This window comes from Streptomyces sp. NPDC001914 (genome assembly GCF_042891215.1).
Classification (GTDB): Bacteria; Actinomycetota; Actinomycetes; order Streptomycetales; family Streptomycetaceae; genus Streptomyces.
In genome coordinates this window covers 1-24523 of the sequence record NZ_JBIASW010000010.1, presented here as the reverse complement: position 1 = coordinate 24523, position 24523 = coordinate 1, and the positions used below count along the sequence as shown (strand labels likewise).

The window sequence follows — 24523 nt, the reverse complement described above, 5'->3', positions numbered from 1 at the left end:
CGCGTGAAACGGGGGTACCCGGTCATCGACCCGAACCGACCGCGAGGTCACGGGAGTTCAGGAGTTGATGATGGCGGGCTTCGGAAACGGTACGCGCAGGTACCCCCGTTCACGTGGCCGTACAGGATCACGGACCGGGCCGGACAGCGCGACCCTGGGGATCATCGGTGTGGTGTGCGCGGTGGCCGGCTTCTTCACGCTGGGCATCGTTCTCGGACCGGCCGCGATGGTCTGCGGTTGGCTCGCGATGGGCCGCCGCTGGACCGGATCGGGGCCGGTACCGGCACTGATAGCCCTGGTGCTGGGAGCGATCGACACCCTCCTGGCGGTCCTCTGGCTGGCCGGCGGATCAGGCAACGGCCTGCTCTGACCCCGGCCGCGACACCAACCGGATGCTGCCGGTGCCGGCAGTGAGGCCGGCACCGGTGGGCCCGTGCCCCCTTCGAGTGGGGCGCGGGCCCGCCTGCGTCAGGTGGGGGAGTGCTCCTCGGACCCCGCTGCCGTCAGGGGGTGCGGCAGGATTCCCGGGCCGCCGGTCAGCGCGGCGACCTCGGCCCGCAGCGCCTGCACCTCGGCCGTGAGCGCCTCGATCGCCGCGGTCTGCCGCCGCTCCTCCACGTCGTCCTTCTCGAACCGCGCGATGAACCAGGCGGCGATGTTCGCGGTGACCACACCGAGGAGCGCGATCCCGGACAGCATCAGGCCGACCGCCAGGACGCGGCCCATCCCCGTCGTCGGGGCGTGATCGCCGTACCCCACGGTCGTCATCGTCGTGAACGACCACCACACCGCGTCACCCAGTGTCTTGATGTTCCCGTTGGGCGAGTCCCGCTCCACCGACAGCACGGCGAGCGAGCCGAACATCAGCAGCCCGACGACCGCGCCCCCGACGTACGTCGTCAGCCGTATCTGGGAGGCCATCCGGGCCCGCCGCCCCACCAGCATCAGCGTGGACACGAGCCGCAGCAGCCGCAGCGGCTGCAGGATCGGCAGGATCACGGCGCACAGGTCCATCCAGTGGCCGCGGACGAAGGACAGCCGTTCCGGGGCGAGAGCGAGCCGCACGAGATAGTCGGTCGCGAAGGCCCCCCACACCACCCACTCCACCACCGTGCAGGTGAACGTGACGGTGTGGCCGGCGCCGCTGTCCACGATCGGTACGGCGTACGCGAGGGCGAACGCCACCGCGAGGACGAGCAGGGGCCGCTGGGTCCGCAGCTCCCAGCGGGCCTGCGCCGATTCTTCGTTCATGCCCGCATCGTAGAAAGAAATCGGGAGAGGGGCGGCGGGCCCAAGGCCCGCCGCCCCTCGTCGCTCCCGCCCGCTCAGGGCCCTACGCGTCGCCGCCCGCAGCGCCCGGGTCGGCCGCCCTCACGTCGAGCAGCTGGTAACGGTCGACCGCCTGCTTGAGCACCGACCGGTCCACCTTGCCCTCACGGGCCAGCTCGGTCAGCACGGCGACCACGATCGACTGCGCGTCGATGTGGAAGAAGCGCCGGGCCGCGCCGCGGGTGTCCGCGAAGCCGAAGCCGTCCGCGCCGAGCGACTGGTAGGTGCCCGGCACCCACCGGGAGATCTGGTCGGGAACCGATCGCATCCAGTCGGAGACGGCCACGAACGGACCCTGGGCGGAGGACAGCTTCCGCGTCACGTACGGGACGCGCTGCTCCTCCTCGGGGTGCAGCAGGTTGTGCCGCTCCACCTCGACCGCCTCGCGCCGCAGCTCGTTCCAGGAGGTCGCCGACCAGACGTCGGCCCTGACGTTCCACTCCTCGGCGAGGATCCTCTGCGCCTCCAGCGCCCACGTGACGCCGATGCCGGACGCCATGATCTGCGCGGGGATGGTGCCCGACGTGCCCTCGCTGAAGCGGTAGAGGCCCTTCAGGATGCCCTCGGCGTCCACGTTCTCCGGCTCGGCCGGGTGCTGGAGCGGCTCGTTGTAGACGGTGAGGTAGTAGAAGACGTCCTCGCCGTGCGGGTGCTCCTCGGACGAGCCGTACATCCGGCGCAGACCGTCCTGGACGATGTGCGCGATCTCGAAGCCGAACGCCGGGTCGTAGGCGACACAGCCCGGGTTCGTCGAGGCGAGCAGCTGCGAGTGGCCGTCCGCGTGCTGGAGACCCTCGCCGGTCAGCGTCGTCCGCCCGGCGGTCGCGCCCAGCACGAAACCGCGCGCCAGCTGGTCGGCCATCTGCCAGAACTGGTCGCCCGTGCGCTGGAAACCGAACATCGAGTAGAAGACGTAGACCGGGATGAGCGGCTCGCCGTGCGTGGCGTACGCCGAACCCGCGGCGATCAGCGAGGCCGTGCAGCCCGCCTCCGAGATGCCGTCGTGCAGCATCTGGCCGGTCGGCGACTCCTTGTAGGCGAGCAGCAGTTCACGGTCCACCGACTCGTACTGCTGGCCGAGCGGGTTGTAGATCTTCGCACTCGGGAAGAACGAGTCCATGCCGAACGTGCGGTACTCGTCGGGCGCGATCAGTACGAACCGCTTGCCGATCTCCTTGTCCCGCATGAGGTCCTTGAGCAGCCGGACGAACGCCATGGTCGTGGCGATGGACTGCTGACCCGAGCCCTTCTTCACGCTCGCGTACGTCTTGTCCTCGGGCAGGACCAGAGGCTTCGACCGCACGACACGCGTCGGCACGTAACCGCCGAGGCCCTTGCGGCGGTCGTGCATGTACTGGATCTCCTCCGAGTCCCGGCCCGGGTGGTAGTACGGCGGCGCGCCGTCCTCCAGCTCCTTGTCGGAGATCGGCAGATGCAGCCGGTCGCGGAAGCCCTTGAGGTCGGCGACCGTCAGCTTCTTCATCTGGTGCGTGGCGTTGCGGCCCTCGAAGTTCGGGCCCAGCGTCCAGCCCTTGACCGTCTGCGCCAGGATGACCGTCGGCTGGCCCGCGTGCGCCTTGGCCGCCGAGAACGCCGCGAAGATCTTCTTGTGGTCGTGACCGCCGCGCCCCAGGTGCAGGATCTGGTCGTCGGTCATGCTCTCGACCATCGCGCGCAGCCGGTGGTCGTCCCCGAAGAAGTGGTCGCGGATGTACGCGCCCGTCTCCGTGGCGTACGTCTGGAACTGACCGTCCGGAGTGGTGTTCAGCCGGTTGACGAGGACGCCGTCGCGGTCCTGCGCGAGCAGCGGGTCCCAGGTGCGGTCCCAGACCAGCTTGATGACGTTCCAGCCGGCACCCCGGAACTGCGACTCCAGCTCCTGGATGATCTTGCCGTTGCCGCGGACGGGGCCGTCGAGGCGCTGGAGGTTGCAGTTCACGACGAAGGTCAGGTTGTCCAGGCCCTCGCGCGCGGCGATCGAGAGCTGGCCCAGCGACTCCGGCTCGTCCATCTCGCCGTCGCCGAGGAACGCCCAGACGTGGGACCTGGAGGTGTCCGCGATCCCGCGCGCCTCCATGTAGCGGTTCATCCGCGCCTGGAAGATCGCGCCGAGCGGGCCGAGGCCCATCGACACGGTCGGGAACTCCCAGAAGTCGGGCATCAGCCGCGGGTGCGGGTACGAGGACAGTCCGTAGGGCGCCTTCGACTTCTCCTGGCGGAACGCGTCGAGCTGCTGCTCGGAGAGCCGGTCGAGGAGGAACGCGCGGGCGTAGATGCCCGGGGAGGCGTGTCCCTGGAAGAAGATCTGGTCGCCGCCGTCGCCCTCGTCCTTGCCGCGGAAGAAGTGGTTGAAGCCGACGTCGTAGAGCGAGGCGGAGGAGGCGAAGGTCGCGATGTGGCCGCCCACCCCGATGCCGGGGCGCTGCGCCCTGGAGACCATCACGGCGGCGTTCCAGCGGGTCGCGTTCAGGACCTTGCGCTCGATCTCCTCGTTGCCCGGGAAGAACGGCTCGTCCTTGGTCGCGATCGTGTTGACGTAGTCCGTGCTGCGCATCTCGGGCACGGCCACGCGCTTCTCGCGCGCTCGCTCGATCAGCCGCAGCATCAGATAGCGGGCCCGCTCGCGGCCGCGCTCGTCGACGGCGGCGTCGAGGGAGTCGAGCCACTCCTGAGTCTCCTCAGGGTCGAAGTCCGGGACCTGGCTGGGAAGGCCGCCAATGATGATCGGGTTGCGATCGGATCCGGAAGCCACGCTGTTCCTTCGCTGTCAGAGGGCTGTCTTCGTGGGTTTTCCCTGCATCTGCACCGATCCCCATCGTGTACCCCGCGAACGCGTACGTCATCTCTACCAGGGGGTAACCGAGACGCTCGTGCGGACCGTTGGGACGGTCTCGACCAAAACGTAACGATACGCTCAGGGGGTGACGCGTTCCGCAAAGCCGTTCGGCTTTCGCACGCCCCGAGGGTTCCGAAGGGAATAAATGGGGCAGAAGTGTGTGGTGCCCGTCACGCGGCGTCATGATGGCCCGTCGGGAGTTGCGTCGGCACTGCCAGGATCGTCACCGTTTCGGCGGTCTCGACGGCCGGGTACTTGCGCGATCCGCTCCGCCCGTGTGGACTACGGCCAACGCTTCGCGTACGCGCGTGGCTGAGATCCCCCCGCTCTGGACGAGCAGGGGGAGACCCCCATTCCGAAACATGATCAGGAGGCAAGCCGTGAGCGCGACCGCGGACCACGCGGAGGAGCGGACCAACCCGGCCGCCAGGCTGGGGTTCGAGCCCGGACAGGTGGTCCAGGAGATCGGCTTCGACGACGACGTTGACCACGAGCTCCGTGAAGGCATCGAATCGCTGATCGGCCAGGAACTGGCCGACGAGGACTACGACGACGTCGCCGACGTGGTGCTGTTGTGGTTCCGGGACGAGGACGGCGATCTCACGGACGCACTGGTGGACGTCATCAGTTTCCTCGAGGACGGCGGCAACATCTGGCTGCTGACCCCGAAGACCGGCAGGGACGGTTACGTCGAGCCCAGCGACATCAGCGATGCCGCACAGACAGCCGGCCTCTCCCAGACGAAGAGCATCTCCGTCGGCAAGGAATGGTCGGGCACCCGCCTGGCCACCCCCAAGTCGAAGCGCTGAGCTGCAGCCCCGTCTGCAAGCAGAGCATCCGTGAGGCCCCCGCCGAGCCACCTCGGCGGGGGCCTCACGCATGCCCGGAGCCGGCACCCGGGGGACCGGGCGGGGGTCGCGCCGTCGCCCGGAGGCGATCACTGCGTACGCTGGTCGTCACCCGAACAGACCCTTGGAAGGGAAGCGAGTGACTATGGCCGTCGAGGTCGGCACCAAGGCCCCGGACTTCGAGCTGAAGGACAACCACGGTGCCACCGTGAAGCTGTCCGACTTCCGTGGCGAGAAGAACGTCGTGCTGCTCTTCTATCCCTTCGCCTTCACCGGCGTGTGCACCGGAGAGCTGTGCTCCCTGCGCGACAACCTGCCGCAGTTCACGGACCGTGACACCCAGCTCCTCGCGGTCTCCAACGACTCCATCCACACCCTGCGCGTCTTCGCCGAGCAGGAGGGCCTGGAGTACCCGCTGCTCTCCGACTTCTGGCCGCACGGCAACATTTCGCGCGCGTACGGCGTCTTCGACGAGGACAAGGGCTGCGCGGTGCGCGGCACGTTCATCATCGACAAGGAGGGCGTCGTCCGCTGGACCGTCGTCAACGCCCTGCCGGACGCGCGTGACCTGAACGAGTACGTCAAGGCGCTCGACACCCTGTGATTCTTCGGTTCCAAGCCCTGCAAGGCACGGGAACCCGTCACTAGGATCGAACCGTTGATCCGATACCAACGCACCTACGGGGCTCCCCGCCCCTGAACACCATTGGGAGGACTCGTGGGAGTCAGCCTCAGCAAGGGCGGCAACGTATCGCTGTCGAAGGAGGCCCCGGGACTGACCGCGGTCATCGTCGGTCTGGGCTGGGACGCCCGTACGACCACCGGCGTGGACTTCGACCTCGATGCCAGCGCCATCCTCACGAACGCGGACGGCAAGGTCAGCTCCGACGCGAACTTCGTGTTCTTCAACAACCTGAAGAGCCCGGACGGCTCGGTGGAGCACACCGGCGACAACATCACCGGTGAGGGCGAGGGCGACGACGAGCAGATCAAGGTCAACCTCGCCGCCGTTCCCGCCGACGTCACGAAGATCGTGTTCCCGGTCTCCATCTACGACGCCGAGAACCGCCAGCAGTCCTTCGGCCAGGTCCGCAACGCGTTCATCCGCGTCGTGAACCAGGCCGGCGAAGCGGAGATCGCACGCTACGACCTCTCCGAGGACGCCTCGACGGAGACCGCGATGGTCTTCGGCGAGCTCTACCGCAACGGCGCCGAGTGGAAGTTCCGTGCCATCGGCCAGGGCTACGCCTCGGGTCTGCGCGGCATCGCGCAGGACTTCGGCGTCAACGTCTAGGTCCGCAGGCCCTCGGGCATCCCGGTCCGGTGCCGCACCGCTCGGTGCGGCACCGGACCGGCCGTACCAACAGAAGATCGCACCTCGGGAGGACCAGCATCATGGGCGTCACGCTCGCCAAGGGGGGCAATGTCTCCCTCTCGAAGGCCGCACCGAACCTCACACACGTGATGATCGGGCTCGGCTGGGACGCGCGCTCCACCACCGGAGCCGACTTCGACCTCGACGCGAGCGCGCTGCTGTGCAGCGGCGGCCGTGTGCTCGGGGACGAATGGTTCATCTTCTACAACCAGCTCAAGAGCCCGGACGGCTCCGTGGAGCACACCGGCGACAACCTCACGGGTGAGGGCGAGGGCGACGACGAGTCGATCCTGATCGACCTCGCCAAGGTCCCCGCCGTGGTCGACAAGATCGTCTTCCCCGTGTCCATCCATGACGCGGACAACCGCGGCCAGACCTTCGGCCAGGTCAGCAACGCCTTCATCCGCGTCGTCAACCAGGCGGACGGCCAGGAGCTCGCCCGTTACGACCTCTCCGAGGACGCCTCCACCGAAACGGCGATGATCTTCGGCGAGGTCTACCGCTACAACGCCGAGTGGAAGTTCCGCGCCGTCGGTCAGGGGTACGCGTCGGGACTGCGGGGTATCGCACTCGACTTCGGGGTCAATGTTTCCTAGACCCACCTGTATCAGCAGAAGGCGGCCCCTTAGACTTCGTGGTCAACAGTAGGTAAAGCCGAGTACGGCACGGGGGTTGCGTACCCTCCGAGCCACCGCTTGGGGGTGCCCCCACCACACGATGATTGGGTAGCCAGTGCTTCTGAAAACCTTCGGCTGGTCGTTCGCGATCACCGCGCTCGGCCTGGTCGCAGCGGCCTTCTACGGGGGGTGGACCGCCTTCGGCATCGTGGCGATCCTGGCCGTCCTGGAGATCTCGCTGTCGTTCGACAACGCGGTGGTCAACGCCGGAATCCTGAAGAAGATGAATGCCTTCTGGCAGAAGATCTTCCTCACGATCGGTGTGCTGATCGCCGTCTTCGGCATGCGCCTGGTCTTCCCCGTCGTGATCGTCGCGATCAGCGCCAAGATCGGCCCGATCGATGCGGTCGATCTCGCGCTGAACGACAAGGACCAGTACCAGCAGCTCGTCACCGACGCGCACCCCTCGATCGCCGCCTTCGGTGGCATGTTCCTGCTGATGATCTTCCTCGACTTCATCTTCGAGGACCGTGACATCCAGTGGCTGCGCTGGATCGAGCGGCCGCTGGCCAAGCTCGGCAAGGTCGACATGCTGTCGGTCTGCATCGCCCTGATCGTCCTGCTGATCACCTCCATGACCTTCGCGGTCCACGCCCACCAGCACGGCGGCGGACACGTCGACAAGGCCCAGACCGTCCTGATCTCCGGCGTCGCGGGCCTGATCACGTACATGATCGTCGGCGGTCTCTCCGGCTACTTCGAGGACAAGCTCGAAGAGGAGGAGGAGCGCGAGCACGAGGAAGAGGAGGAGGCCGAGCGGACCGGCAAGAAGAAGCCGGCCGTCGTCCTCGCCGGCCAGGCCGCGTTCTTCATGTTCCTCTACCTGGAAGTGCTGGACGCCTCCTTCTCCTTCGACGGCGTCATCGGCGCCTTCGCCATCACCAACGACATCGTCCTCATGGCGCTCGGCCTCGGCATCGGCGCCATGTACGTCCGGTCGCTCACCGTCTACCTGGTCCGCCAGGGCACCCTCGACGACTACGTCTACCTGGAGCACGGCGCGCACTACGCCATCGGCGCCCTCGCCGCGATCCTGCTCGTCACCATCCAGTACGAGATCAACGAGGTCATCACCGGCCTCGTCGGCGTCGTCCTGATCGGCTGGTCCTTCTGGTCGTCCGTGCGCCGCAACAAGGCGCTCGCCGAGGCCGAGGGAAAAGGCCCGACCTCGGACGAGAAGGCTGAGGTCTCGTCCGGGGTGTGACACCCCTCCGGCTGAGGAACGCTCTGAGCGGGGCGGTCGACGAGTCCTCGTCGGCCGCCCCGCCGCATACGAGACACGTGGGGGGCCGAATGGGCATCTGGCAGGACCTGTGGCGCGGCCGCTCGGCGGACTTCGACTCCGGCAGCGCGGCCTCCAACTCCATCGAAATGACCAAGCGCAACCACACGGTCTCGCTCACCCGGCAGGGCGCGGCCGGCGGCAACCTCCGCATCAACCTGTCCTGGCGGATGCGCACCTCCGACATCGGCGGTCCCCAGCGCGGCAGCCTGCTGCGCAACCCCCTGCGGACCTTCAAACCGGAGATGGTCCAGGCGCACACCCAGAGCATGGTCAACGTCGACCTCGACCTCGGCGTCATGTACGAGCTGACCGACGGCACCAAGGGCGTCGTACAGCCGCTCGGCAGCTTCTTCGGCGAACTCAACGCCCCGCCGTTCGTGAAGCTCAGCGGCGACGACCGCTTCGGTTCCGGCTCCGGCGAGACGGCCTACGTCAACCTCGACCACCGCGACGACATCAAGCGCCTGCTGGTCTTCGTCTACATCTACGACCAGACCCCGGCCTTCGACCGCACGCACGCCATCATCACGCTCTACCCGAGCAACGGCCCGCGCATCGAGATCGGCCTGGAGGAACGCCATCCGCAGGCCCGCTCCTGCGCCGTCGTCATGATCGAGTGCAACAAGGGCGAGGTGACCGTGCGCCGCGAGGTCAGATTCGTGTACGGCTTCCAGGCCGAACTCGACCGCCTCTACGGCTGGGGGCTCCAGTGGGGCCGCGGCTACAAGTCGAAGGCCGACCGTTAGCGCCCCGCCGGCCCCGGCCGGGCCGCGGTGCTCCCGCCCGGCCGTCCCGTGGCCTTCCCGCCCGCCGGACTCAGCGGGAGAGGAACTGCGGCCCCTGCGGCGGCAGCCGGAAGTCCGGGTCGGGACCCGATCCCACCGCCTGCGGGAAGCCGTACGCGGGCTGCGTGGCCGGCGCGCTCTGCGGCTGCGGGTAGCCGTAGGCGGAAGGATCCTCCTGCCGTCCGGCGGGCTGCGGGTAGCCGTACGCCGGGCCGGTCGAGGCCGCCGCGGCGGGCCCGGGATAGCCGTACGCGGGCTGCTGCGGGACCGGGGCGGTCTGCTGCACCGTGACCGGGGCCGCGTGCTCGGGCGGCAGCGGCATCGAGGTCTCGGGAGCCGTGGCGGGCGCGGCCCAGGCGGCCGTCTGAGGCGCGGACCCGGCAGCGGCCGCAGCCGCCTCCGACTCGTCCACCGAGATCCCGAAATCGGTCGCGAGCCCCACCAGACCGTTGGAGTAGCCCTCGCCGAGCGCCCGGAACTTCCATCCGTCCCCGCGCCGGTACAGCTCGCCGCAGATCAGCGCGGTCTCCGCACCGGTCTCCGGCTTGATGTCGAAGTACGCCACAGGTTCACCGTCGGCGACGGCCGCGTCGTACAGCACGATGCGCAGATCACGTACGCGGTCGAAGGTGACGTCGTCCGCCGATGCGACCAGGAGAATCCGGCCGACGCCGGGCTCGACACCCGTCAGATCCGTCTGGATCGTGTCGGTGAGGCCCTCGGCGCCGCGCTTCTTGCCGAGCCGCCAGACCTTGCCCGACGGGTGGCGGGGCTGGTTGTAGAAGACGAAGTCCTCGTCGGATCGCACACGACCGTCGGGACCGAGGAGCAGCGCCGAGGCATCGACATCGGGGACACCCTGGCCGGGCGTCCAGCGCAGGACGGCGCGCACCGCTGTGGCGTCCAGCGGGACGTTCGACCCTTTCAGCATCGCGTGCGTCATGCGGTCATCCTGCCCTGTCGGTCCTGGTCACGACAATGTGGGGTCGTTCCGGAACCGGCCGGTGTTGGACATGGTGGAGTTACCTGAACTTCACGCCCGGTGGGAATCCCTGACACGGAAACGTACGTACCATTACCGGCCACATCACATTCGGCCACCTAGCCGCCGCGGGGGAGTCCCATGCGTCATTTCGGTCACGTCACCCCGGAGGAGCGGCAGCGGCTCTTCCACCAGGAGCCCGGCGTCTTCACGTCCGGCTCCCCGGCCAGGGTGCTCGCCGCCGCCCTCGGCGCGACGCTGTACAGCCCGGCGACCCGGCCCACACTCGCCGACGACATCGTCAAGCAGGCCTCCCGCGGTGTCGTCTCCATGGTGCTGTGCCTCGAGGACTCGATCGACGACTCCGAGGTCGAGGACGCCGAGGAGAACCTGGTCCGCCAGTTCACCGCGCTCGCGGAGCGCCCGGACACCGGCGAGCTGCCCCTGCTGTTCGTACGCGTCCGCCACCCCGACCAGATCCCCGACCTCGTACGCCGCTTCGGCCCCGCCGTCCGGCTGCTGTCCGGCTTCGTGATGCCGAAATTCACCGAGGAACGCGGCACACCCTTCCTGGAGGCCCTCGCCGCCGCCGAGGCGGACAGCGGCAGACGGCTCTTCGCCATGCCCGTCCTGGAGTCGCCCGAGCTGCTCTACCGCGAATCACGCGTGGAGACCCTGGAGGGCATCTTCCGCGCCGTCGACAAGTACCGCGACCGGGTGCTCGCGCTGCGCCTCGGCGTGACCGACTTCTGCTCCTCCTACGGACTGCGCCGCGCCCCCGACATGACCGCCTACGACGTCCAGGTCGTCGCCTCCGTGATCGCCGACGTGGTGAACATGCTGGGGCGGGCCGACGGCAGCGGCTTCACCGTCACCGGGCCCGTCTGGGAGTACTTCCGCGTCCCCGAACGCATGTTCAAGCCGCAGCTCCGCCGCAGCCCCTTCCTGGAGGGAGAGGCCGAGGAACTGCGCGAGAAGCTGCTCGAACACGCCATGGACGGACTGCTGCGCGAGATCGCCCTCGACCAGGCCAACGGCCTCATGGGCAAGACCTGCATCCACCCCTCCCACGTGACCCCCGTCCACGCACTGTCCGTGGTCAGCCACGAGGAATTCAGTGACGCCCAGGACATCCTCAGGCCGGAGAGCGGCGGCGGGGGTGTACTGAGATCGGCGTACACGAACAAAATGAACGAGGTGAAGCCGCATCGCGCCTGGGCCGAGCGCACCCTGCTGCGCGCGGAGGTCTTCGGGGTCGCCCGCGAGGACATCGGCTTCGTCGAGCTGCTCACCGCCGGACTGCCTGAGTGAGCCGGGCCGGCCGAGCGACGCGCACCCCCGACAGCAAGGACCAGATGAACACCCCAGCACACGACCCGAACCACCCCGACGGCGGCGGAGCGGACGGCGTGAACGGCCCGGACCGTGAGAACGGCCCGGACCCCTCACCCGCCGCCGGCGCCGCAGCCGACGCGGTGTGGACCGGGACCTGGGTCGCCGAACGGCTCGGCGTCGAGCTCGTCGGCGACGAGGGGCTCAGCGGCCTGCTGGGGCTCGCGCTGCGGCGCAACCCCAAGCGCGCCCACCTGCTCGTCTCGAACGTCCTCGGCAAGCACGTGCCGCAGTCCCCGGCCGTGGTCCACGGATACGGAGTCGAGCTCGGCCGGCGCGTGCGCGCGCTGCTGGGCACCGAGGACGCCCGCGCGGCCGTCGTCCTCGGTTACGCCGAGACGGCCACCGGGCTCGGCCACTCCGTCGCCGACGGGATCGGCGTCGCCCCGTACCTGCACTCCACCCGCCGCCCGGTCCGCGGAGTCCGGCAGGCCGGCGGCTTCGAGGAGTCCCACTCGCACGCCACCTCGCACCTCCTGCTGCCCGAGGACCCGGGCCTGCTCGCCGGCTCCGGCCCGCTGGTCCTCGTCGACGACGAGTTCTCCACCGGCAACACCGTCCTCAACACGATCCGCGACCTGCACCGCCGCTACCCGCGCGAGCGGTATGTCGTCGTGGCGCTGGTCGACATGCGCTCGGCGGCCGACCACGCCCGCTTCGAGAAGTTCGCCGGGGACATCGGCGCCCGCGTGGACCTGATCGCGGCCGCGTCCGGCACGGTACGCCTGCCCGAGGACGTCCTCGCCAAGGGCGCCGCCCTGGTCGCCCGCCACGAACCGGCGGCGCCCGGCACCCCCGCCGCCCGGAACGCCGGCCCGGCCGTCCGCGTCGGCCTCGGCTGGCCCCACGGCCTCCCCGACGGCGGACGGCACGGATTCACCCCCGGGCACCGAATACGCCTGGAGGCGGCCCTGCCCGCGATGGCGGGGCGCCTCGCCGACGCCCTGCCCGACGACGCGGGCCGCGTCCTGGTCCTCGGCTTCGAGGAACTGATGTACGCGCCGCTGCGACTGGCCCACGAGCTGGAGCGCTCGGTCCCCGCCGACGTGTACTTCTCCACCACGACCCGCTCCCCGGTGCTCGCCCTCGACGACCCCGGCTACGCCATCCGCAGCCGCATCGCCTTCCCCGCCCACGACGACCCCGACGACGGTCCCGGCGAGCGCTACGCCTACAACGTCGCCGGAGCCGGCTTCGACGCCGTCGTCGCGGTCGTCGACTCCGCCGCCGACACCCCCGAACTGCACGCGCCCGACGGTCTGTTGGCACAGTTGGCGGCGCACACCCCGCACCTCCTGCTCGCCGTCGTGCCCTCGTACGTGCCCGCACGGCCGTCCACCGAAAGGCCCTCCATGCTGCCCGAGCCCCTCCGCGGCCCCGCCTTCTCCTCGTACGCCCCCGACGAGGTCGGCTGGCTGCTGCAGGACCTGTCGGACGTGACGCTGGAGGCACCGACCGAGGAGCGCGAGGAGGCCATCCAGAGCGGCGGCGCCCACTACGCCGAGTCGCTGCCGGTCGAGTACCAGCCGAGCGCGGAGTACCAGGAGCTCTTCCACGCCGCCCTCGACGCCTCCGCCGCCCGGATCGCCGAGGCCGTCGGCGCCGTGACCGAACTCGTCCTCGCCGACCGGTCCCCGTGCCCCGTCCTGGTGTCCCTGGCCCGCGCCGGCACCCCCGTCGGCATCCTGATGCGCCGCTGGGCCCAGCACCAGCACGGCCTCGACCTGCCGCACTACGCCGTCTCCATCGTCCGCGGCCGCGGCATCGACGCCAACGCGCTGCGCTGGCTCGCCGCCCACCACGACCCCGCCGACGTCGTCTTCGTCGACGGCTGGACCGGCAAGGGCGCCATCACCCGCGAACTCGCCGACGCCATCGAGGAGTTCGAGGCGGCCGAGGGCATCACCGGCTTCGACCCGGAGATAGCCGTCCTCGCCGACCCGGGCTCCTGCGTGCGCACCTACGGCACCCGCGAGGACTTCCTCATCCCCTCCGCCTGCCTCAACTCCACCGTCTCCGGGCTGATCTCACGCACCGTCCTGCGCTCCGACCTCGTCGGCGAACACGACTTCCACGGCGCGAAGTTCTACCGCGAACTCGCCGGCTCCGACGTCTCCGTCGCCTTCCTGGACGCCGTCGCCGCCCACTTCCCCGACGTCGCCGAAGCGGCCCGCGACCGGGCGAAGGAACTCCTCGCCGCCGACCGCGAACCCACCTGGGAGGGCTGGGCGGCCGTCGAGCGGATCAGCGAGGAGTACGGCATCCACGACGTGAACCTCGTCAAGCCGGGCGTCGGCGAGACCACCCGGGTCCTGCTGCGCCGGGTCCCCTGGAAGATCCTCGCGCGTGCCGGAGCGGGCGCCGACCTCGACCACGTCCGGCTGCTCGCCGGACAGCGCGGGGTGCCCGTCGAGGAGGTCGAGGAACTCCCGTACACCTGCGTGGGGTTGATCCACCCGAAGTACACGCGCGGCGCCACCGGTGCCGACGGCAAGGCGGTGACGCTCTGATGTCCGCGCCCAAGGTGCTCGTCGCCAGCGACCTCGACCGCACACTCATCTACTCCTCCGCCGCGCTCGCGCTCACCATGCCCGACGCCCGCGCGCCCCGGCTGCTCAGCGTCGAGGTGCACGAGAACAAACCCCTCTCCTACATGACGGAGACGGCCGCGGGCCTGCTCACCGAACTCGGTGACATCGCGTACTTCGTGCCCACCACGACCCGCACCCGCAAGCAGTACCAGCGCATCAACCTGCCCGGCCCGGAGCCCGAGTACGCGATCTGCGCCAACGGCGGACACCTGCTCGTCGACGGCGTCTCCGACCTCGACTGGCACCGGGCCGTGCAGGAGCGGCTCGCCGCCGAGTGCGCGCCGCTCGACGAGGTGCGCGAGCACCTGGAGCGGACCGCGGACCCCCTGTGGGTGCGCAAGCACCGCATCGCCGAGGACCTGTTCGCCTACCTGGTGGTCGAGCGGGAACTGCTGCCCGAGCAGTGGGTCAAGGACCTGGCCGTGTGGGCGGAGAGCCGCGGCTGGACGGTCTCGTTGCAGGGCCGCAAGATCTACGCCGTGCCCCGGCCGCTCACCAAGAGCGCGGCCGTGCGTGAGGTCGCCCGCCGCACCGGCGCCCTGCTCACCCTCGCCGCCGGGGACTCGCTGCTCGACGCCGATCTGCTGCTCGCCGCCGACCGCGGCTGGCGTCCGGGACACGGTGAGCTCGCCGAGGCCGACTGGACGGCACCGGCGATCGCGGTGCTGCCGGAGCGGGGTGTCATGGCGGGGGAGCGGATCCTGCGCGAGTTCGTGGGCGTCTGCACCGAGGCCGGCCGGGGAACTGTCTGAGCGATTTACGGAACAGGTAATTCCTTTTCCGGATTCCGGTCCCGTGGTGACGGGTGCGCCGGGAGTGATCCACTCCTTGGCGCACCGGCCCGGGACCGGTGTCTTTTCGATCGGTATACCGAACCTTGTTCGGCGAGAAGGGCCCGGACCGCCCGACTCCGGCGTGTTCCCGTCGGGTCGGGATCCCGTGGAACCGGGATCCGCGACGTGCCCGGTTCGGTAGATTTCGAGAGAAACGCGAAACTCACCCCCGGCGCCGTCCTGTTGATGTGACAGAGAACATGCTGTCGCGACACGCCGGGGGTGATGCTGGTGTGGCTGAAGAGTTGGTAAGAAATGTCCGCGTTCAGCCGCAGCAGCCGCCGCCGCAGCAACCGCCTCCGCCGCCGTTCGAACGCGGCGCGGGTGCCGGCGCGGACGCCGAACCTCCTCGGGCGACGGCGACCGCGGAGAGCAGTTTGACCGTGTCGTCGTGCCCGGCGGGACAGGCCGCGGGGGCGGCCGACTCGGCCATGGGACGGCTCAGTTCGAAGGTGTCGCCGCAGGTCCGGCAGCGGTACTCGTAGCGAGGCATGCGCACAGGTTAGCCGGAACGGGCCGCCGTCCGGAGGGCCCGGAAGCCTTCCTCGTGCGTGGCGCGACGAGCCCTCCGGGACGCGGGTGACGGATGCTCGCGCAGGGTGAACACGTGAAGCTCGTTGACGCTTGAGCTTTTTTGTCTCGTTGCTGATCGAAGGGATTGCATTGGTCGCTGATAATTTAATAGGGCCGCGACGAGCCGCAAGGTCGGGGATGGGGGGCTCGCAGCCGCGAAAGCGGCCGCTGCAACTACCCGCGCGCGCAGATCCGGAGTGCGGAGGGAGACGCAGTCGTGACCAGGACATGGCATCACAACGATGCCTCGAATCCCCTGTCTTTGAGCCGCCCAGGTGCAGGGGTGCGCCATGGCTGACACCGCCGGACCGCAGCGCGGTCGTCGCCGCAAGCCCTCGCAGCCCTCCGCGCCCGCCCGGCTGGCCGCGCGCGTCAAGCCGTACGCCCGGCGCCTCAAGCCCGCCTATCCGCGCCCCGGCCGGACCGGTGTGCGGCGCTGGGTGCCCTCCTGGCGGCAGTGGCTCGGCGCCTTCGCGCTGTCCATAGGCCTGAGCTTCTCGCTGCTCGCCATAGCCTACGCCGCAACGGACATACCCCAGAACCTGAACACATATGCCACCCAGCAGGACAATGTCTACTTCTGGTCGGACGGCACCCCGATGGCCCGTACCGGCTGGGTGCGACGCCAGGCCATGCCGCTGAAGGACATCCCGAAGGACGTGCGCGCGGCGGTCCTCGCGGCGGAGAACGAGAGCTTCTACAGCGACCCCGGCATCTCCGGCAAGGGCCTGGCCCGCGCCCTGGTGAAGACGGTCGGCCAGGGGGACACCCAGGGCGGCTCCACGATCACCCAGCAGTACGTCAAGAACGTCTACCTGACCCAGAACCGTTCGCTGACCCGCAAGTTCACCGAAGCCATGATCGCCCTCAAGCTCGACAACAAGATGAGCAAGGACAAGATCCTCGAGGGCTACCTCAACACGAGCTGGTTCGGGCGCGGCACCTACGGACTCCAGCGGGCCTCGCAGGCCTACTACGGCAAGGACGTGAGCCACCTCAACGCCAGCGAGGGCGCCTTCCTCGCCTCGCTCCTCAAGGGCGCGGGCCTCTACGACCCCACCCTGAGCGAGGCCAACCACAAGCGCGCCGTGGAACGCTGGTCCTGGATCCTCGACCGCATGGTCAAGACCGGCAAGATCTCGGCCGCCGAGCGGGCCAAGTACACGAAGTTCCCCGAGCCGATCAAGCAGAGCGGCAGCTACGACACCGGAAAGCAGAGCGACTACCTGGTCGAGCTGGCGACCCAGTACGCCAAGAAGGCCGGGCACATCTCCGACCGGGACTTCGACCTCGGCGGCTACCAGATCTACACGACCTTCGACCGCAAGCGCGAGACCGCGCTGACCGACGCCGTGGCCAAGGCCCGCAAGCAGGCGAAGAAGGACGACCCGGACACCGCGAAGGCCGCCCACTACGGTGCCGCCTCGATCGCCGACGACGGCCGGATCCTCGCCGTCTACGGCGGCCCCGACCACCGCAAGCAGGGCTACAACGAGTCCAACGCGACCACCGTCCCGGCCGGCTCGGCCTTCCTGCCCTTCGTGTACGCCGCAGCCCTGGAGAACGGCGTCCACAAGACCCGCGAGGGCGCGGCCACACCGGTCACCCCCGAGACCCTGTACGACGGCAACGACGGCGTCCCGGTCAGCACACCCGAGGGCCCCTACTGGGACCGCGGCGGCAAGAAGGTCGCCGCCCACAACGAGGGCAACAAGAACTACGGCCAGATCTCGCTGCGTTCGGCGCTCGCCCAGAACGTGAACACCCCGTTCATGCAGCTCGGCATGGACGCCGGCCTGGACAAGGTGCGCAAGACCGCCGAGGCCTCGGGCCTGCTGTCCTCCAGCATCGGCCCGCAGGTGCCCGGCATGTCCCTCGGCACCGCCACCCCCAGCGCGATCCGCATGGCCAGCGCCTACGCCACCTTCGCCGCCGACGGAACGCACTACGAGCCGTACTCGGTCAAGCGCCTCACCCGCAACGGCTCCCGTGTCCGGCTGGACATGCCCGCACCCCACCGCGCGATGCGCGCCGAGGTGGCCCGCCAGGTCACCGACGCGCTCTCGGACTCCTTCCGCATCGGCCACCCGGGCGCGGCCCCCCTCTCGGCGAAGGTGGCCGGCAAGCGGGGCGCCACGACGGACGACAAGTCCGCCTGGTACGTGGGTTCGAACGCCTCGGTGTCGACCGCGGTGGTCCTGTACCGCATCGACCTGACCAAGAGCCTCGAACCGCTGCCGCTCAAGGGGATCGCAGGCGCGCCCGTCGCCGACGTGCCGTACGGCATCTGGTCCGGTGCCATGAGCCCGCTTCGCTGATCCCGTCGGCCGGCCCTGCGGCTCGGCCCCCGCCGACGGCCACCCGGTGGCCGCGCCAGCCTCCTTCCGTCCCCCTCGCAGAATGTGCCCCGTATGAACTCGAAGCACAGCCGGCGCCGACGCCGTGAGTCCGATCCCGCCTCCGCCGCCGCCTCCGCACGCCAGGGTTTCGCGGCCATGACGGCCTTCCTCGTCGTCACGTCCACGGCCGCCACCTACCTGGCCCTCAACACCGACCACACCACCCCGGCGGCGTCGGCCCGCGCGCACGGCCCGGCCACCAAGACGAAGAAGGAACCGGTCTGGGACGGCAAGACCCATGTGCTGGGCGACGGCTCCACGTCCTACACCGGCCCGCAGAAGGGCGAGTTGAAGGCCGTACCGCTCAAGCCCGGTGAGAAGCCTCCCCAGTTCGTCGTCTTCTCCTGGGACGGCGCCCTCCAGGGCGACGACGGGCTCTTCTCGCACTACCGGGAGCTGGCCGAGCAGTACAACGCCCACATGACGTTCTTCCTGACCGGCATCTATCTGCTGCCCAAGGACAAGAAGACGCTCTACGAACCGCCGATGCACTCGCCCGGTTCGGCGGCCATCAGCTACGCCACCGACGAGCACATACGCACCACGCTGGAGGAGCTCGGCAAGGCGTGGAAGGCCGGCAACGAGATCGGCACCCACTTCAACGGCCACTTCTGCGGCGACAAGGGCGGCGGGGACTGGAGCGTCGAGGAGTGGGAGAGCGAGATCAACCAGTTCTTCTCCTTCGTGGAGAAGTGGAGGACCAACACCGGCTACACGGACCTGGCGTCGCTCCCCTTCGACCCGGCCAAGGCCATCAGCGGCGGGCGCGCACCCTGCCTCGAAGGGCAGAAGAACCTGCTCAAGGCCATGAAGGCCACGGCCAAGAAGTACAACTGGCGCTACGACGCCAGCTCCGCCGGAGACTTCCAGATATGGCCCACGAAGAAGGAGGGCATCTGGGACTTCCCGCTCCAGATGCTCCCCTACGAGAACGGCAAGTACCAAGGCCTGTCCATGGACTTCAACTTCCTCTACAACCAGTCCGACGGTGAGACCGAGGGGGACCCGGCGCAGTACCCGCAGTGGGAGCAGGAGACGGTCAACTCCTACATGGCCGGTTTCAACCGCGTCTACTACGGCAGCAGGGCACCGCTGTTCATCGGCAACCACTTCGAGGACTGGAACGGCGGCATCTACATGAAGTCCATCGACCAGGTCATCAAGAACGTGTGCACGAAGAAGGGCGTGAAATGTGTGTCCTTCCAGGAGCTGGCCGACTGGCTCGACGTGCAGAAGCCCGAGACCCTGGAACGACTGCGTGGCCTGGACCCCGCACAGTCGCCGGACTGGTCGACCGTGGTGAAGTAGGGCCCGCCGTCCGGGCGGTGACCCCGGCCCCGCATCGAGATCAACTTACCTCCGACATAAAGGACTTGGTTGTACTCGACGCGAACTCCACCCGGAGTCACCACACTTGAGTGGGACATGTAAAGATTCCCTTCCCTGGAGTCCGACCGGGGATCAAGGAGAATCGTCAGTGACACCGAAGAACTTAAGCCGCAGTTGTTCCGTCGTGGGGGCGATCACACTCTCCGCCCTCCTGCTGCCCCTGTCCGCCGCCCACGCGGCGGCCCCCGCCCCCCGGGTGACCGCGTCCACGGCCGACGCCTTCGGCCGCGTGGCCGACGCCGTGTTCACCGACCGCACGGCCGCCCTGCTGGACACGGCCCCGAAGGCCCGTACGGCCCTCAAGGCGACCACGGCCGGCATCCGGGTCCCCGACACCATCGCGCACACCGAGAGCACCGCTCTCTCCGCGCTGCACGGCACCCGGTCGCGCCTCGCCGCGCTCGGTGAGGCCTACAGCGCCGCCGACACCACGGTCGCCGTGGACCGGACCCGGGTCACGGGCCGGGTCGCCACCGCCTGGGTCACCGAGACCACGACTCTCACCTACCGCAGGATCCGCGGAGACGAGCCCGCCACCACGGGCTTTCGCGCGCACCACGTCCTGACCTTCGCCGCCCGGACCGACGGCACCTGGAAGCTGACGGGCGAGCGCGCGACGGACAAGGGCCCCCGGCAGATCAACGAGCCCGTCACGACGACGCTCCGCAGGGCCACGATGGCCGCTGTCGACGCCCCCCGGGCAGCGACCACGTACCCCGCGCCCGCCAACCCCAAGACGCTCACCGGCGGTCCGTACGACTACGCGGCCATGGCCACGTACGCCGAGACGTACTGGAAGAACTACAACCCCGCCTACCGCAAGTTCAACTCCGTCGGCGGCGACTGCACCAACTACCTCAGCCAGGTCCTGAAGGCGGGCGGCTGGGCGACGGTCGCGAGCTCCGGCGAGGAGTACGGCACCTGGAACTACACGGCGTCCACCCAGACCGACACCTGGGTCGGCGTCAACGAGTGGTCCTGGTTCACCCAGACCGCCCGGCGCTCCACGCCCCTGGCGAACGTCTACCAGATGGACGTCGGCGACGTGATGCAGATGGACTTCGACAAGGACGGGTCCAAGGACCACTCCATGATCACGTCCTACCGCAGCAGCGGCGGGGTCCCGTACCTGACGTACCACGACGCCGACACCTACCGCCGCTCCCTGTCGAGCCTCCTCGCGGCGTACCCGAACGCGGCGTACTACGGGTACCGCACCTGACCGGTGACCGGTGACCCGAGTCCTCTCCCCGGCGAAGGTGAAGGTGCCGGGGAGGGGACGCTTGGCGTGAGGTCGGAGGGGGCTGCGGGGTGAGGCCGGTGGGGCGTCGGCGTGAGGCCGGTGGGGCGTCGGCGTGAGGCCGGTCGGGTGTCGGGGTGAGGCCCGTGGGGTCTACGGCGTGAGGCCGGTGGGGCCCCGGCGTGAGGGGTTGGACGGGGCTATGGCGTCCATGGCGTGAGACCGGTGGGGGATGCTCCACGGCGCCCCTGACACGACCTCGGACCCCGTTACCTCACCTCCTCACCTCCTCAGGCGCCGCCGCGCTCCTCGCGGATCTGCGCGACCACGCGGGCCACCGTCTGCCGCACCGCCTCCGTCTCGGTGAGGAAGTGCCAGTAGTCCGGGTGCCGGCCCTCCAGCGTGGCCACGGCCCGGTCGAGCCGGGCGACCGATTCGTCGAGCGGGCGTGCCTGCCGGGGATCGGGCGTCGAACGGCCCGCCATGGCGAGGCGCTGCGCGTCCCGGATCGCGAACCGGGTGCGGTCGATCTCCTGCTGGGGATCCTTCTGCACGGCGTTCAGCCGCCGCAGCCGGTCACCGGCCGCCGACACCGCCTCGTCGGTGCTGTTCAGCAGCGCCCGCACCGTCGCCAGCAGCGCGGTCGCGTCCGGCCAGCGCTGCGCCTCACGCGCGGTCCGCGCCTCGTTCAGCTTCGCCTCGGCCTGCCGTACGCTCTCCGCGGCCTGATCCGGTACGTGCTGGAGGTCCTGCCAGCACGCCGCCGAGAACCGCCGCCGCAGCTCGCTCAGCACCGGCTCCACCTGCCCCGAGCGGGTCGTCAGTGCCTGTGCCCGGGTCCGCAGCGACACCAGCCGGTGATCGATCTCGGCGGCCCGCTCCGGCAGCCGCTCCGCCTCAGAGCGGACCGCCGCGGCCTCGCGCGAAACCCGTTCGGCCCGCTCCAGCGTCTCCGGTACGCCGTGCTGTCCGGCGCCCTGGTTGAGCTTGGTCAGCTCGGGAGCGAGGGCGGCCAGCCGGGCGGCGAGATCGTCGGCCTTGAGCCCCGACTGCCGTACGGAATCAAGGGCGTTGGAGGCGGCGAGCAGTGCCTGCCGGGCGCGCTCGACGGCCGGGGCCAGTCGGGCGAGCTGGGTCTCGGCCTTGCCGAGCAGCGGTCCGAGACTCTGCTCGAACCGGTCCAGATCGGCCTTCACACGGCCGAGTTCGTCCTTCGCGGCGACGAGCTCGGTGCGGGCCCGCGCCGCGACCGACGCCTCCAGCTCGTCCCGGTCGAGGTCGTGGGCGTCGACGGCGGTGATGTACTTCTGGCTCGCCTCGTCGATCCGCCGCCCGAGCGCGGCGAAGTCGGAGACCACGCGCCGGGCGGCCGGGGTGTCGTCCACGGCCGTGATGGTCTCGATCGAGATCCGCAGGTCGCGCTGGGCGGTGTCGAGTTCGTAGAACGCGGCCGCGGCGGCGTCCTTGGCGGCCTGCGCCTCGGCCCGCTGACTCTCGGACCGCCCGCCGAACCAGCGCCGGGTGCCGCCGCCCGCCGCGAAGGCCGCGGGCAGCGCGAGAGCGGCGAGCAGGGGCAGAGCGACGAGCGTGAGCACGTCACGGGCGGCGCCGTGCGGGCGGGGTGCGCGGGCGCGGTGCGGGCGCGGGGGGTGCCCCGGCTGTGCCGACCGGGTCGGCTCGCTCGGCCGGGGCGTGTGTGCCGGTGGAACCGGTGGGGGCGCCTGGGCCGGCGGGGCGGGCGAGGCTGACGGGGGAGCCTGGGTCGGCGAGGCCGGAGAGACTGCCTGGGTCGCCTGGGTCGGTGAGGCGGGCTGGGGAGCCTGGGTGGGCGGGGCTGCCGGCATCGCCTGGGTGGGCGGGGCCGGAGAGGCTGATGGCATCACCTGGGGTGCCTTTGTCGTCCGTGTCGCCTCTGTCCTCGGTACCGGCGGCGAGGTCGGCTCGGATGCCTGCCTCGGCGTGGCCCGTGAGATCGGTGGGCGCCCCCGCCGGAAGCCGAGGAGGTGCGCAGGCCGCGCGGATCCCGCGAACGGCGAATACGGCCGCGAAGGTGTCGCCGTCACATCCCTCTCCCGTGCTGTCATCCGCCTTGCCCGGCTGTCATTCTCCCACCGGTTGAAGACGAACACACGGGCCGGTCAGTTCGCTGTTCGTACCGTGATCTTTCCGTCCTCGGTGTGCGCGGAGACCTGGTGGGAGCTGGAACCGTCGCGCGGCACGTCCACGTTCACCGAACCGTCGCCGCTCCCGGCCGTCACCCGGTACGTGGCCCGGGGCAGCACGATCGAGAGGGAGCCGTCGCCGCTGCGGGAGTCCACCAGGTCCGGCACGGTGCCGAGTTCGAGCTGCACCGAGCCGTCGTCGGTACGGGCCCGCACGCTGCGCGCGGTCACGCCGACGGCCCGGATGGAGCCGTCGCCGCTGCGCAGATCGAGGGCTCCCGAGGAGTCGCTGACCCGTACCGAGCCGTCCGCCGTACGGATGCTCAGCGCCTCGGTGAAGCCCTTCGCGGTCACCCGCCCGTCCCCGTCGTCGACCTTGACCGCGACTCCCCGCGGCACCACGATCCGGTGCCGGGCCGAGCAGTCGGCGACGACACCGGAGCACTTCATGCGCAGCACCAGCCGGTCGCCGTCCTCCATGGCCCAGGTGACCCGGGGGTCGCCACCGAGGGCGACGTGCCCCTGGAACCACCGGGTGACCCGGACCTCACCGGCCTTCGCGGAGTCCGACACCACCAGGTCGAGCGCGGAGTCGTCGGAGTCCACGGTCAGGGTCCGCCCGTGCATCCCGAAGGACCGCTGCTCGGGCTCCTTGTCATCCCCGGCGGACGCCCCGCACGCGGAGACACCGGCGACGATCCCGACGACGAGAGCGGCCAGGGCGCCGGTGCGGCCGGCTTTGCGGGCGACGCTCTGGGTACGGGTCCTGCTGGTGCTGGTGCTGGTGCTGGTGCTGGTGCTGGTGCCGCGGGTGCGCGTGCGGGCCATGATCGATCTCCCCCTGGTGACGGACGGTCTACGAAAAAGTCGACGCTTCGGCACAGCGACTGCCGGGCTCGATGCGGACCCGGGCCCGATCCGCGCCCGGGGTCCGATGGGCGCCCGGGGCTGGATGGGTGCCCAGGCACCTGTTCCCAGGCCGGTCGCCGAAGTCCTTTCGACGGTAGGCGCGCACGGCCCCCCGAACGATCCGGACCGCTCCCGAATGAGAGGTGGGGATAACCCCCGCCCCGCCACCAGCGCCCCCACCACCAACTCGCCCGATACGGGTTTGCGGGGCACACCCCCGGGCGATGTAGGCTGTCGACTCGTCCTGGGCGCGTAGCTCAGCGGTAGAGCGCCGCCCTTACAAGGCGGATGTCGGCGGTTCGAAACCGTCCGCGCCCACCAGTCGCAGGACACGAACAAGGCCCAGGTCAACCGGTGTGAATCCGGTGATCTGGGCCTCTGTCGTTTCGGACCGTCCGGAGCCGCCGTGCCACTCACGTGCCAGATGGGCCGCGCGGAGGCCGCTTCACCTTCCTGATCTGCCCGTCCACGTAGTCCGCGACGTCGTGGTCACGCCCGTTGACGAGGTGCTGATAGACCAGCGCGGCCCGCACCGACGAGTGGCCCATGCGCTGCATCAGCTCGCGGGTGGTGGCGCCACCGGTCGCGGCGAGGGTGTTCCCGGTGTGCCGGAGATCGTGAAAGCGGACGTCACCGAGGCTGGTCCTCCGCTGCGCGCCATCGGCCGGCACCGTGCGCACAACCAGCGAGTCCACTGCCGTTCCATGACTCACGCCCGATGAAGTCCAGGAGCGCATGTCCGAGGTCTTCGCGATCCCAGTACTGGATGCCTCGAACGGCAACAGGCCCTAGATGCGGAGCCTCAACGGGAAGCGCCTCGTCCCTGTCGGATCCCAGCTGATGCCTGACGTTCTGGTCCCAGGCGATGCCTGACGGTGGGCCTAGACAACGTAGGGAGCCCCGTGGGGCTTGTTCGCT

At 69.9% G+C, this 24523-nt stretch carries 20 protein-coding genes and 1 tRNA gene; 14 read left to right on the top strand and 7 right to left on the bottom strand.

Annotation, left to right across the window (positions count from 1 at the left end; genetic code table 11):
• Positions 1-67 precede the first annotated feature (67 nt).
• Positions 68-370, top strand: coding sequence for a small hydrophobic protein (locus ACFYYF_RS26685; RefSeq protein WP_361677808.1), 303 nt, complete (start codon positions 68-70; stop codon positions 368-370).
• A 98-nt stretch (positions 371-468) separates the two neighbouring features.
• Here the strand turns inward: ACFYYF_RS26685 and ACFYYF_RS26680 are convergent, their stop codons facing one another.
• A complete protein-coding gene (locus ACFYYF_RS26680; RefSeq protein ID WP_388780000.1) occupies positions 469-1251 on the bottom strand; it encodes a potassium channel family protein in 783 nt (260 codons plus the stop codon).
• Positions 1252-1333: 82 nt separating this feature from the next.
• Positions 1334-4081, bottom strand: a complete 2748-nt coding sequence (gene aceE, locus ACFYYF_RS26675) for a pyruvate dehydrogenase (acetyl-transferring), homodimeric type (protein WP_388779998.1) — start codon at positions 4079-4081, stop codon at positions 1334-1336.
• 464 nt (positions 4082-4545) lie between these two features.
• Between aceE and ACFYYF_RS26670 the strand changes: the two genes are divergently transcribed.
• The 6 genes from ACFYYF_RS26670 (at position 4546) to ACFYYF_RS26645 (ending at position 9096) form a co-directional block, all read left to right on the top strand.
• On the top strand, positions 4546-4974 hold the full coding sequence (locus tag ACFYYF_RS26670) for a DUF3052 domain-containing protein (protein WP_361677817.1): 429 nt from the start codon (positions 4546-4548) through the stop codon (positions 4972-4974).
• 184 nt (positions 4975-5158) lie between these two features.
• Positions 5159-5617, top strand: a complete 459-nt coding sequence (locus tag ACFYYF_RS26665; protein ID WP_365483906.1) for a peroxiredoxin — start codon at positions 5159-5161, stop codon at positions 5615-5617.
• Between the two features lie 114 nt (positions 5618-5731).
• Positions 5732-6307: a TerD family protein gene (locus tag ACFYYF_RS26660; protein ID WP_361677823.1), complete on the top strand. Its 576-nt coding sequence runs from the start codon at positions 5732-5734 to the stop codon at positions 6305-6307.
• 101 nt (positions 6308-6408) lie between these two features.
• Entirely contained in the window at positions 6409-6984 is a 576-nt protein-coding gene (locus ACFYYF_RS26655) for a TerD family protein (protein ID WP_361677826.1), read from the top strand.
• A gap of 136 nt (positions 6985-7120) precedes the next feature.
• Positions 7121-8269: a DUF475 domain-containing protein gene (locus tag ACFYYF_RS26650; RefSeq protein ID WP_361677829.1), complete on the top strand. Its 1149-nt coding sequence runs from the start codon at positions 7121-7123 to the stop codon at positions 8267-8269.
• Between the two features lie 89 nt (positions 8270-8358).
• A complete protein-coding gene (locus ACFYYF_RS26645) occupies positions 8359-9096 on the top strand; it encodes a Tellurium resistance (protein ID WP_361677832.1) in 738 nt (245 codons plus the stop codon).
• 70 nt (positions 9097-9166) lie between these two features.
• Here ACFYYF_RS26645 and ACFYYF_RS26640 read toward each other — a convergent pair whose 3' ends face one another.
• A complete protein-coding gene (locus tag ACFYYF_RS26640; protein WP_365483915.1) occupies positions 9167-10078 on the bottom strand; it encodes a TerD family protein in 912 nt (303 codons plus the stop codon).
• 180 nt (positions 10079-10258) lie between these two features.
• On the opposite strand from ACFYYF_RS26640, the gene ACFYYF_RS26635 reads away from it, so the two are divergent.
• Genes ACFYYF_RS26635 through ACFYYF_RS26625 form a run of 3 tightly spaced genes read left to right on the top strand, consistent with a single transcriptional unit; the run spans position 10259 to position 14852 of the window.
• Positions 10259-11428 carry an HpcH/HpaI aldolase/citrate lyase family protein gene (locus ACFYYF_RS26635; RefSeq protein ID WP_388779994.1) on the top strand — a complete coding sequence of 390 codons (1170 nt, stop codon included), beginning with the start codon at positions 10259-10261 and terminating at the stop codon, positions 11426-11428.
• A gap of 44 nt (positions 11429-11472) precedes the next feature.
• Positions 11473-14019 (top strand): phosphoribosyltransferase, encoded by a 2547-nt coding sequence (locus tag ACFYYF_RS26630; RefSeq protein ID WP_388779992.1) that lies wholly within the window; start codon positions 11473-11475, stop codon positions 14017-14019.
• A complete protein-coding gene (locus ACFYYF_RS26625; RefSeq protein WP_388779990.1) occupies positions 14019-14852 on the top strand; it encodes an HAD family hydrolase in 834 nt (277 codons plus the stop codon). The genes ACFYYF_RS26630 and ACFYYF_RS26625 overlap by 1 nt, the downstream gene beginning before the upstream one ends.
• A gap of 346 nt (positions 14853-15198) precedes the next feature.
• Here the strand turns inward: ACFYYF_RS26625 and ACFYYF_RS26620 are convergent, their stop codons facing one another.
• Complete coding sequence (locus ACFYYF_RS26620) at positions 15199-15426, bottom strand: zinc ribbon domain-containing protein (protein WP_388779988.1); 228 nt, start codon at positions 15424-15426, stop codon at positions 15199-15201.
• Positions 15427-15796: 370 nt separating this feature from the next.
• On the opposite strand from ACFYYF_RS26620, the gene ACFYYF_RS26615 reads away from it, so the two are divergent.
• The 3 genes from ACFYYF_RS26615 to ACFYYF_RS26605 all read left to right on the top strand — a co-directional run bounded on the left by ACFYYF_RS26615 (position 15797) and on the right by ACFYYF_RS26605 (position 20516).
• Positions 15797-17824, top strand: coding sequence for a transglycosylase domain-containing protein (locus ACFYYF_RS26615; protein ID WP_388779986.1), 2028 nt, complete (start codon positions 15797-15799; stop codon positions 17822-17824).
• Positions 17825-17917: 93 nt separating this feature from the next.
• A complete protein-coding gene (locus ACFYYF_RS26610) occupies positions 17918-19213 on the top strand; it encodes a hypothetical protein (RefSeq protein WP_388779984.1) in 1296 nt (431 codons plus the stop codon).
• 205 nt (positions 19214-19418) lie between these two features.
• Complete coding sequence (locus tag ACFYYF_RS26605; protein ID WP_388779982.1) at positions 19419-20516, top strand: amidase domain-containing protein; 1098 nt, start codon at positions 19419-19421, stop codon at positions 20514-20516.
• A 308-nt stretch (positions 20517-20824) separates the two neighbouring features.
• Here the strand turns inward: ACFYYF_RS26605 and ACFYYF_RS26600 are convergent, their stop codons facing one another.
• Together ACFYYF_RS26600 and ACFYYF_RS26595 are read right to left on the bottom strand one after the other, a co-directional pair.
• Positions 20825-22129, bottom strand: a complete 1305-nt coding sequence (locus ACFYYF_RS26600; protein ID WP_388779981.1) for a hypothetical protein — start codon at positions 22127-22129, stop codon at positions 20825-20827.
• 543 nt (positions 22130-22672) lie between these two features.
• Positions 22673-23524, bottom strand: a complete 852-nt coding sequence (locus tag ACFYYF_RS26595; RefSeq protein WP_388779979.1) for a DUF4097 family beta strand repeat-containing protein — start codon at positions 23522-23524, stop codon at positions 22673-22675.
• Positions 23525-23851: 327 nt separating this feature from the next.
• On the opposite strand from ACFYYF_RS26595, the gene ACFYYF_RS26590 reads away from it, so the two are divergent.
• Positions 23852-23926 (top strand) — tRNA-Val (locus ACFYYF_RS26590).
• Between the two features lie 92 nt (positions 23927-24018).
• Here the strand turns inward: ACFYYF_RS26590 and ACFYYF_RS26585 are convergent.
• Entirely contained in the window at positions 24019-24300 is a 282-nt protein-coding gene (locus tag ACFYYF_RS26585) for a hypothetical protein (protein WP_388779977.1), read from the bottom strand.
• Between the last annotated feature and the right edge of the window lie 223 nt (positions 24301-24523).